The 9,266-nt window shown below is 49.0% G+C and carries 12 protein-coding genes; all 12 read right to left on the bottom strand.

The window, feature by feature from the left end; all coding sequences use genetic code 11:
- Positions 1-9 precede the first annotated feature (9 nt).
- Complete coding sequence (locus tag H7F25_RS04595) at positions 10-1,437, bottom strand: glucosaminidase domain-containing protein (protein WP_185854320.1); 1,428 nt, start codon at positions 1,435-1,437, stop codon at positions 10-12.
- 15 nt (positions 1,438-1,452) lie between these two features.
- On the bottom strand, positions 1,453-4,275 hold the full coding sequence (locus tag H7F25_RS04590) for a phage tail tape measure protein (protein ID WP_185854319.1): 2,823 nt from the start codon (positions 4,273-4,275) through the stop codon (positions 1,453-1,455).
- A gap of 21 nt (positions 4,276-4,296) precedes the next feature.
- Positions 4,297-4,512: a hypothetical protein gene (locus H7F25_RS04585; protein ID WP_185854318.1), complete on the bottom strand. Its 216-nt coding sequence runs from the start codon at positions 4,510-4,512 to the stop codon at positions 4,297-4,299.
- A gap of 98 nt (positions 4,513-4,610) precedes the next feature.
- The gene (locus tag H7F25_RS04580) at positions 4,611-4,994 is read right to left on the bottom strand and encodes a hypothetical protein (RefSeq protein WP_185854317.1); all 384 of its coding nucleotides are present in this window, start codon (positions 4,992-4,994) and stop codon (positions 4,611-4,613) included.
- Between the two features lie 56 nt (positions 4,995-5,050).
- Complete coding sequence (locus H7F25_RS04575) at positions 5,051-5,593, bottom strand: hypothetical protein (RefSeq protein WP_185854316.1); 543 nt, start codon at positions 5,591-5,593, stop codon at positions 5,051-5,053.
- Between the two features lie 42 nt (positions 5,594-5,635).
- Positions 5,636-6,010 carry a minor capsid protein gene (locus tag H7F25_RS19245; protein WP_221899236.1) on the bottom strand — a complete coding sequence of 125 codons (375 nt, stop codon included), beginning with the start codon at positions 6,008-6,010 and terminating at the stop codon, positions 5,636-5,638.
- Positions 6,010-6,420 carry a hypothetical protein gene (locus H7F25_RS04570; protein ID WP_185854315.1) on the bottom strand — a complete coding sequence of 137 codons (411 nt, stop codon included), beginning with the start codon at positions 6,418-6,420 and terminating at the stop codon, positions 6,010-6,012. Before H7F25_RS04570 ends, H7F25_RS19245 begins: the two co-directional genes overlap by 1 nt.
- Positions 6,417-6,755 carry a hypothetical protein gene (locus H7F25_RS04565; protein ID WP_185854314.1) on the bottom strand — a complete coding sequence of 113 codons (339 nt, stop codon included), beginning with the start codon at positions 6,753-6,755 and terminating at the stop codon, positions 6,417-6,419. The genes H7F25_RS04570 and H7F25_RS04565 overlap by 4 nt, the downstream gene beginning before the upstream one ends.
- Positions 6,756-7,151 (bottom strand): hypothetical protein, encoded by a 396-nt coding sequence (locus tag H7F25_RS04560; protein WP_260627231.1) that lies wholly within the window; start codon positions 7,149-7,151, stop codon positions 6,756-6,758.
- A gap of 6 nt (positions 7,152-7,157) precedes the next feature.
- Positions 7,158-7,379, bottom strand: coding sequence for a hypothetical protein (locus H7F25_RS04555; RefSeq protein ID WP_185854312.1), 222 nt, complete (start codon positions 7,377-7,379; stop codon positions 7,158-7,160).
- A gap of 55 nt (positions 7,380-7,434) precedes the next feature.
- A complete protein-coding gene (locus H7F25_RS04550; protein WP_185854311.1) occupies positions 7,435-8,526 on the bottom strand; it encodes an SU10 major capsid protein in 1,092 nt (363 codons plus the stop codon).
- Positions 8,527-8,582: 56 nt separating this feature from the next.
- The gene (locus H7F25_RS04545; RefSeq protein ID WP_185854310.1) at positions 8,583-9,266 is read right to left on the bottom strand and encodes a phage scaffolding protein; all 684 of its coding nucleotides are present in this window, start codon (positions 9,264-9,266) and stop codon (positions 8,583-8,585) included.

The raw sequence follows: 9,266 nt of genomic DNA, 5'->3' as shown, positions 1-9,266 counted from the left end.
CGCCACCTCCTAGAAATAATAGAATCGGAAATCGAATTTGATTTCGAAGGACCCGCTCGTTCCCGATATTATAAATTCGTTCCATCCCGACTCGAGCCGAATCGTCTGTCGGTTTGTGTCTCCGAAAATACTCACGCCTTCTTTGCGAGCTTTGACGCCGTCTAGTATGATCGTCTCTTTAGCCGTCGAATCTCCTACATACTGCCACTCGTCGCCTGTCGTTTTGTTCGTGATCTTTAACTTAGACGAAGCCCCCTTGTACGAAATGACAAATGGTAGCTCTAACGGATCAATACGAATAGCCCCCGCGTTGTAAATACGGAAGCTTTTTGACGTGTGTTTATAGACCGGAATAGTATCTTCTAAGCTTTCTCCGAACTGCCAAAGACTCGCGTCAAATGTGAACGGGTCCTGCGTCGTTCCGACCGATTCGCAATAAGGAGATGCACTTTCGAACGTTAGCGAAAAATCGGCCACGCTTCCGCTTCTTTCCGGATCAAAAGAATCGCTCAGCTCCACTCGCCAACGTTTTTTCGGGTTGCCTTCCGCGACTAGATAAAACTCGGATTCTTGGTAGAGAGCGTTATATATTTCGTCGCGTAGCAAGTAGAAGTCGGCCGCGTCTTCGGCGTACATTGTACATTCGGCTGTGATCCGGCGATTTCCGAAATCTTTGCCCGTGCGATAAGAACCGTTTTTACCCGGTATGTTTTCGTAAGTGATATTCGGGGACGGCGCCGAAACGACCAAGCTTCGAACTAGAACCGACAGATCCCTCGCCATATCAATAATCGTTCCATTGCGATACTGTATTCGGAAGTTTGCGTCCGAACGTGGAATCGCTGAAGATCGCCCGAAAACAATATCCGGCGAGAACGCATCTTCATTAAAGTTTTCGTCCATATCAACAACGGACGGTTCCGGCTTTGGCTGCGCTGGCTTATCAACGTCGGTACTAGTATCCGTAGTCTTCTTCGTGTCGTATTTCGTCAGGTTATGCGTCGCGATGATGTTGTTCAGTTTCGTCGCATACGCTGGGTCCGTTGCATATCCGGCATTTACGAGCGCCTTCGTTGCTTTTCTATAGTTCGTTTGACCGACGACTGCTTTGTAGTGATTCGGGTCCCAACTCGTTCCGTTAATATATAACTTCGCGAGGTCTTGCATCGACTCGTACCATGACGGATATTTACGAAAGTCGGCGTAGACCTGAACGTTACGGCCGTTATATACCTCCCACGTAAGCATCCGAATTGACTCGCCTTTGTACGACCCTTTGACGCCGAATAGGTTCTTCCCTTTCGTTGCCAGGCCTGAATTACCGTAGCCGGACTCCAAGCACCCCTGCGCAATGATAAGCGACGCGAGTATGTTGTAATTCCGGTATATTTTCTGCGCATCCGGCGCTATCGCTTTGATAAAACTAGCGTTGCTCAACCGCTCACCTCCTCCCTAATAGCTGCTTCGATCTATTTCGTCCATCTGCCGTCTGCTTACGTGCGGTTCGACTAGGCGCCCGACTACTTCCGAATCCATGATGACAGTCGCACCTTTGCTCGCTTCGATCGCAGTTCTGATCGCTAATAGATCCGATTGCATTTGCGGACTATAGCCGCCTGCTGACGCAACACGAGCCGTATGTCCGGCGTCGATCATGCGGAATAAATTCGCTTGCTGCGCTTCCGTCAAGACCATTTCGTTTCTTAACGCGCGGATATCAACTTCGCGGCTCATGGGATTGCCGAACTTAGACGCTAGACCGCCGGAATGTAGCTTGCCTGCCGGTTTACCAACGATGCCTCCGACGTGATATTCGCCGACTGCGTGGCCGCCTCCACTATGAACGCCGACGTCTTTGCCGCCGCTTCTGTTTTGAACCGTAACAAATTCAGTTTTATTTAGCGTGATCTGCTTCGAGATGTCTTTCGCAAGTTCTTCGTTCATATTACGAGCTTCGCCGGTGATTTCAGCGACTTTAGCACGAGCAGCTTCAAGCTTTGCGATTTCTTCGTTGATATTATTAACGGCTCGTTTATACTCTTCGCTTTTCTTCTGCCCTGCTGAAGTCGTACTTATTAGCTTCTGCTTCGCCGCTTCTTGTTTTGCGATTTCTTTATCGATAACGCTAACCGCTTGCTCGCGTTTTGCTTTTAACCCGACTTGGCGGAGTTCTAGGTCGATTAGTTTTTGATTAACCTGACCGAGTTTAGCTAGTTCTTTTTGGACCTCCGCAAGATTCGCTTTTTTACTCTGTAGAAGCTCCGTACTTTTAATCAATTCATTACGCATCTGCTCCAGGCGCAGCTTCTCCGTATTCAGGGTGACTTCGTGCGACTGCGCTTGAGCCTCGTTCCCGTTTCTTTTTGCCTCCGCAATTCTCGATTCAATATCTCTAACTCTCGCTAGTTGTTCAGTAACGGCCTTTTCTTTCTCGACGCGCTGAGCCGCCGCTTCATTAATATCTTTCTTTAACTGCGCCTCTTTCGCTAGATTGCCTTCCATGTTCCGTTCGGCAATCGTCTTTTGCTTTTCGAGTTCCAAACGTAGCTCTTCCGCTTTTTCCGCACTCAACCGTTTCATTGCTTCGGTATTCTTTGCGATTGCGTTACCCTGCGCGGAAAAAGCCGCTTCTGTTTCCGGTGATTTCTTTATGATCTGATCGTTTAGCCGCAAGAACTCGTCGAACTCGGCGTTCGTCAGACCGGACTTTTTACGAAGTTCTTCTTGTTCCGCGTTTAGCTTCTTGATCGCTTTCGAGTCTTTTTCGTTGGCTAATTCGTCTGTAATGTCGAGATATCGCAATAGTTCGTCATTACTTAGTTGGATGCGCGCTTTGAGGTCGTCGTAGCCTTTAATCGTTTTGTTAATGCCTTCGACTTCTTTTTGTTTCGCGGTCGCCGCTTCTAAGTTAACGGTATTTAGCGCCTTGTAGCCCGCGGAAACGCCGACTAACAAGCCGCCGAGTATCGATAGTCCCGTTATGATCCAGCCAGCCGGTCCCATTGCGGCGAATAGACCGCGCAACGCAAAGCCAAGCTTTATCGCAGAAGAAGCCGTAAGGGCGATTCCGGCCGACGTACCGACCATTGCGACGCCCGTCGCTACTACGCTAGGGTTAAGCGAACTGAACGCCCGAACTAAATCGGCTCCAATGTCGACTATCTTCCGTAGGTGCGGTAAGAACTCGTTTCCGAGCTTAATACCCAGCGTCTCGACTGCGCCGCTGAATTCTTCGACTGATCCGAGGAAGTTATCGAGCTTTACTTTCGCTACTTCAGCCGCCGTTACCTTCGACATGGCCGCCGCCATATCCTCAACGCCTTTTGCGCCTTCTTTATAAAACACCGTTCCAGCACGGACCGCATCCGAACCGAATAACGTCTGAAGCGAAGACTGCCGCTGCTGATCCGATAGGCCTTTGAACGCGTTCTGTAGAATGCCGGAGATAGTCGCCAGGTCTTTTAAAGAGCCGGCTTGGTCGAAGAACTTATTAGTCCCGTCTGCCGTTATGAGACCGAGTTCCATCATTTCTTCGTGTTGCTGCTTCGTCTGCGGTTCTAGCCGCGATAGCATCGTTTTAAGAGACGTACCGGCGTCTGAACCTTTAATTCCGTTCTGCGCGAAAACCGCAAGTGCCGTCGCAGTGTCTTTAAACGACATTCCGATTCCAGACGCGACTGCTGATACCTGCGCCAAGCCGAACTTCATTTCGCCTACGTCCGTCGCTGAGGCGTTGGCTGCGCCTGCGAGTATGTCGGCCGCTTCAGATACCGATAAGCTGTCGGCCTTGAAAGCGTTAAGTGCCGTACTGGCAATCTCGGCCGCATCCGCAAGATTTAAATTGCCCGCCGCTGCTAGATCGAGCGCGCCTGCTAAGCCGCCGTTTATGATATCCTTAGTCGTTACGCCGGCCTTTACAAGTTCTTCGGTCGCCTGCGCCGTTTCGGTCGCACTGAACGACGTCGATTCACCTAGCTTGATTGCGAGATCGGTCAACGTTTTCATCTCGCCCGCCGTGGCGCCTGATACCGCTTTGACGGCGCTCATTTGCTGCTCGAAGTTCGCCGCCGCTTTCGCTGAGGCTCCGATGCCGACTACGACTGCGCCGCCGACCGCCAAGGCCGCTTTCTGTACGAGGCCCATTTGCGAGCTTAGCGACTTGGCCGAATTGCCCATCTGCTGCATCTGCGCCTGGGCTTGCGCTACGCCGGCCGTAAATTGATTCGATTGTAGCGTCAGCGTCGCTGTGATTTCGCCTACTGATACACCCGCCAATAGATTTCCTCCTTTCCTCCGTTATTTAAAGAAGTTCCGCAATTGCTCGAACTTTTCACGGTCAAATTCTTCGCGCTCAACATAGCCGGCCTGTTTCCGTAAGTCTTTTACGAGACGTTGGTATTCGCGGTCGTCCATGACGCGTCCCTCAGAACCGACAAGCAACGAAATCATCGACAGACGATCTATCGCATTAGCCTTCGTTTTGGAGCGTAAGATTTTCGGAATATCAACCATGTAATAATCGTTTTCTATCTGCCGCTGCGTGACGCCGAGCAGAACCGCCGCATCTATTAAGTAGTCATCGATTGTGTACTCGCCTTCATCCGTTCGTCTTACTCCGCTACTTTCGGAAGAAGGCTTTTCAGGTTTTTTGCTACGGATTGCAGACGATTCTTTTCAACGACCGCGATTAAAAACTCGACAATCTCGTCAGTACCGACGTTTTCATGCACGTAGTCTTTGTCCAGGCCGGAAAGGACTGCGACAATCTTTACGACTTCATCCATCGCTAGATTAATAGCCGCAACTAAGGTAGCTGCAAAATCGTCCTGACCGTTTGTGCTTAAAACCGTAAAGAATAAATGCGGCAAGCGATCGACTACTTCGAATAGTTCCTTCCATTTGACCGGCGTTAGCTTCGGTACTTGAACCGTTTTGTCGCCGAGTGTAAGTTCGTTTGATACCTTTTTCGTACCTCCGATACCAAATAAGCTCATTGCGTAACCTCCTTTCAAAATAAAAAGACACCGCCGCTAAGCGATGCCTTTTGTTATTATTCCGCTGTTTCGTCGCCCATGATAAATAGGTCGCCGTCGTTGTCCGTATCCGGATATGCTTTGAACGTTAGATTCGCGATACGCTCATCGTCTGAGTTGTACGTGTATTCCGGATCTGACATAGCGCCCGCAAGTGGGATCGTAATATAGTCGTTTGGTGTTGTGCCTGTAGCCGTCGGTTTGATAACGAGCTTTTTAGCCGCTGCTAACATATCGAAGCCTGCTTTACCGGAAACGACTAATTTCATCTTCACCGGGTCCGTGCTATCTTTCACGAGTCGGCTATTCGGCATTGCTGCGGCTAATCTTTCTAAATCGTGAAGCGCAAATGGCACTGTCACTTCCGCATTCCGACCTTTCATCGTTGACTTAACGGGTGTGTCTCCGTACTGATCAACCGTCGTATCTTGAATTGACGTCTCCGCCTTGAAGACGATGCCGCCTTTCGTGATATCAAACGTAACTAGCTCGGAACCTTCGCCAAATTCGACGATTGCCGGACCGATAGGAACGTTAATTCCTCTAATTCCTGCCGCCATCTATTTTCCTCCTTTTATATTTGCGCAAAATAAAAAGCGCCCCTAAGGACGCTCTACGCAATCGAAATTTAATGAATATATTGGACGATCGGATTCGTCGTCTCCTAAATACAACGGCGCCGAGTTATTGCAGCGTATTTGTACGATTGAGCTCCCGCCGATCTGAACCTCGGATAGATTCGTAAGCGCATCGTATAGCTCAAACGCCTTATCTTCCGCCCCTGCGCCGTCTCTTGATTCGCCTCGGACGAGTATTTGAAAAGACGGCCGCTTTAGTCCGGTGTATTTAGACGTAGGGAAGCCGCCCGTTAATTTAACGGATATTTCCGCTCCCTCGCCGTCTATTGAAAACTTATTTGCGTAGTAATCACCGTCGACTCGCGCTTTGATGAAGTTAATTAATTCGACTATACGCATTAGGTCAGCCCTCCGCGTGCACCATCGGCAATCCAACGGACGTATTTCTCGGCGTTTCCTTTTAGAGGCCTTTCGAGGTATTTGTTTCCGACCTCGTAGCCGTCAATTCCGCCAGCACCCGCCGACGTAGGTCCGAGTTTGTAGTCCATTTCGTGCGTCCAAATTGCGTAGTTAAAGCCGTCCTCGACCGCTCTGAATGAAACGTCAACCGACGCTTTTCCTGGCGTCAATTTAAACTTCTTCGTGACGCTGCCTCGTAACGTACCTTTGTCAATCGGCGCGATGTTCTGCGCAACCCTAGCGAGGTCGTCTCCCGAATCACCAAGCGCTTGTGCCGCGCCTTCGAGTGCTCCACGGCTAGCGGCGCTTATTCCGCTGATAAAGTTACTCGCATCAAACGTAAAACTCATAGAAGCACCTCCGTCAGAATCGCTTTACCGCCGATATGTCTCTTAACGTTGATTTCCTTCGGTCTCTTTTCCATAGTTTCTCCGAGTTCATTCGTGTAAGAGATAACGTCGGTATAACGTACGTCAGCCAGGCGATCTAATAGAATACGAGCCGATGCGACTGTTTCTTCGGACTTAGTGACGCCATTGTTTCGTGACTTGACTGCGGCAGAGCCTTCGTCGATGCGGCATTTTAGCATTAACTCTTCGGCTTCCGCGATCGGGTTTCCCCAAACGTCTCGTTCAGAAGATAGGCGCTTCACAGTAATAGTTTGGCGCATCGGAAAGATAGCCATCTATAGCACCGTCCTTCTGATGCGTTTGCCTCCGATTTGAACGCCGTTTTCTTCTTCGATCGCGCTGATTGACTCGCGCGGGATAAGGTCTTCGTCTTCACTCCGTAGCGTGTCTTTGTAATTAAACGCAGCGACGCCCGTGATTGAGTACGAAGAAATTCCGTGTTTGTTCAGACGGTTGGTGTCGTTGTACGCGATTGCTAGTACGTTAACGAACTCGTAAACCGCTTTGTCGGGTATGACGTACGTAGGGAAAACACGCGTCAAAGTCGAAGAAGCTCGGTTTATTAGCCGGCTCTTCTTCGATTCATCTGCGTCGACCCAATCCTCGGTATCTACTAAAAACGTATTGATATATTCGTTTGCACCTTCGACCGTAGCCGCCAAACGCCTCACCTCCTGTTATTTTGCGGAGGATTTCTTGGCGGGCTTTTTAGCTGGCGCCGGCTTCGGTTTATCCTCCGTTTTTGGTTCGTCTTCAGCCGTGCAAACAGCGTCGACGAGTGCGGTTAGTACCTCGATCTCTTCCGGATCTGTAGTCGTGTAGATTCCGTCCGAAAACTTACGAGGCGCACCGCCTACATAAAACGTTAATTCTTTATATCGTGACTCAAACGTTGCCAAGTCCGCATTACCTCCGTTCTATCAAAAAAGTAAAGCCCGCGAGTGCGGGCCTGTATTACTTAGCGCCTTTAATACGTGCGTGAGCCGGTTCTTGTTGAAACTCTAGCGTGTACTCACCAACAATCATGCCTTGGAAGTAGTCGCCTTTTTTGCCGAGGTATTCATGGCTCATGTCGCGAGTCTGTAAAGGACGGATTTTGATACGGTTTTTATCAACGATAAGTACTTCGTCCGCTGCCAAGTTATCGTTAATAGATACCGGAAACTCTCCGAAGTCAGTCGTCAAGAAGTTAACAACCGTTCCGCGGCTTTCTTCACCTTGGTTCACTCGTACTAACGTCTTATCAAACTTAGATACGATACGCTTTTGTTTCGCAGGTACGATGATTTCGTACTGACCGCCGGACTTGAATCCGCCTTTAGTGTAGATTGACTGAACAGCGTCGTTGATAGCTTCTAGCGAAAGCTCTTGACCGGCAAGATCAGTCACGTTAGTTTTAATGAAGCTGCGAACTCCGTCCATCTGACGCACCAAGCCGTTCTCATAGCGAATACCGCCGATAAATGCTTTTTCCATTTGAAGCGCTAGTTCAAGCTGTTTCTTTTGCTTTTCGTACTCGTACATATCCGTGATGCCGTAATTGGCGACAGCCGCAGCAGTACCGGAAATTTCAACAGTTTCGTCAAAGATTTGCGTAATGTTTGATACGCGTTTACGTGGCTTGTAGCGACCTTGTCTAGCGTCAGCACCCTCCGACCCTTCTACGAACTGAACCTCAACTTTCTCATTCGCAGTAATTGCCGCCGCAGTAGTGTTAGCGTATCCGCGGACTACTGTTAGTTCCTTCGCTGACTTATTAACCGCAGTGACAAGCGCTAGTTCTTCGCCAAGTTTAATGACATGCCCGTTACGGAAAGGTTCTGCAGAAGATACTTTAAGAACAGTTGCGTCGGCAGCAACCGCGTCAGTAACGTTGCCTTCATACGCAAACATTTCGTCCTCGAACCATTGGTGCTCGGTTTGTGTTACTGGATTAGAAAAACCAAGCATCGCAAGCAACGGAGTTTGGTGCGGATTTAAAAGTAGTAATTCGTCTTGTACCGATTCTGTTTTACCAATCAAATCATTAGAGAAAATCTGTGACATAAAAATATGTCCCCCTTTTTTGTTTGTATTAAAAAAGACCCCTAATTAAAGGAGTCTCATTTTCTTAACTGTCTTTTTAATTGAGCAACCGCAGCGCGATCTTCTGTACGACCGCTTTTACGTGCTTTTTCCTCGGCTTCTTTAATAAGCTGATCCGGCGTCTTATCGATCTTATCCGTCCCTGAATTCGTACTCTGACCGATAGGTTTCGGCTTCTGCGCAATAAGGAATGGCTTTTCTTCGACCAACGCCTTTACTACGTCCTCGACGCCGACTACTTTTCCGTCTTCTACCGAAACGCCGCTTAAATCAGCCAAGCGCAATGCATCGTCAAGGTAAGCGATATTTTCCGACGTTGCCGCCTTGATGAATGCGTTCGTAATCTTTTCTTGTTCGCCCGCTTTTTTGAGGTCCTCGATCTGCTGCGTAAGTGATTGCTCAACTTCCGACTTTGCTTCGAGTTCCTTTTTGATGCGATCGAGTTCCGTTAGCTCTGTGTCTGCCTTTTCTTGCTCCGCTTTTTCGTACGCACTTAGCTTCTCTTTTAGCTCGCCGTAATCTGCGTATTTAGATTCCGTACGACTAATGCGTTTGGTAATCATCGCGTCTAGTTCTTCTTGCGTAAGCTCGATTTTCTTCGGCTGATCTTCGTTCGGTTGCTCCGTCACTTGCTCATCGACTTGACCTCCGCCTGCTTGATCATCTGCGTCAAATAACGGCATAAATCGTTTTACAAACAT

This window comes from Bacillus sp. PAMC28571, from assembly GCF_014250435.1.
In the GTDB taxonomy this organism is placed as follows: Bacteria; Bacillota; Bacilli; order Bacillales; family Bacillaceae; genus Bacillus; species Bacillus safensis.
This window is presented reverse-complemented; position numbering and strand designations above follow the sequence as displayed.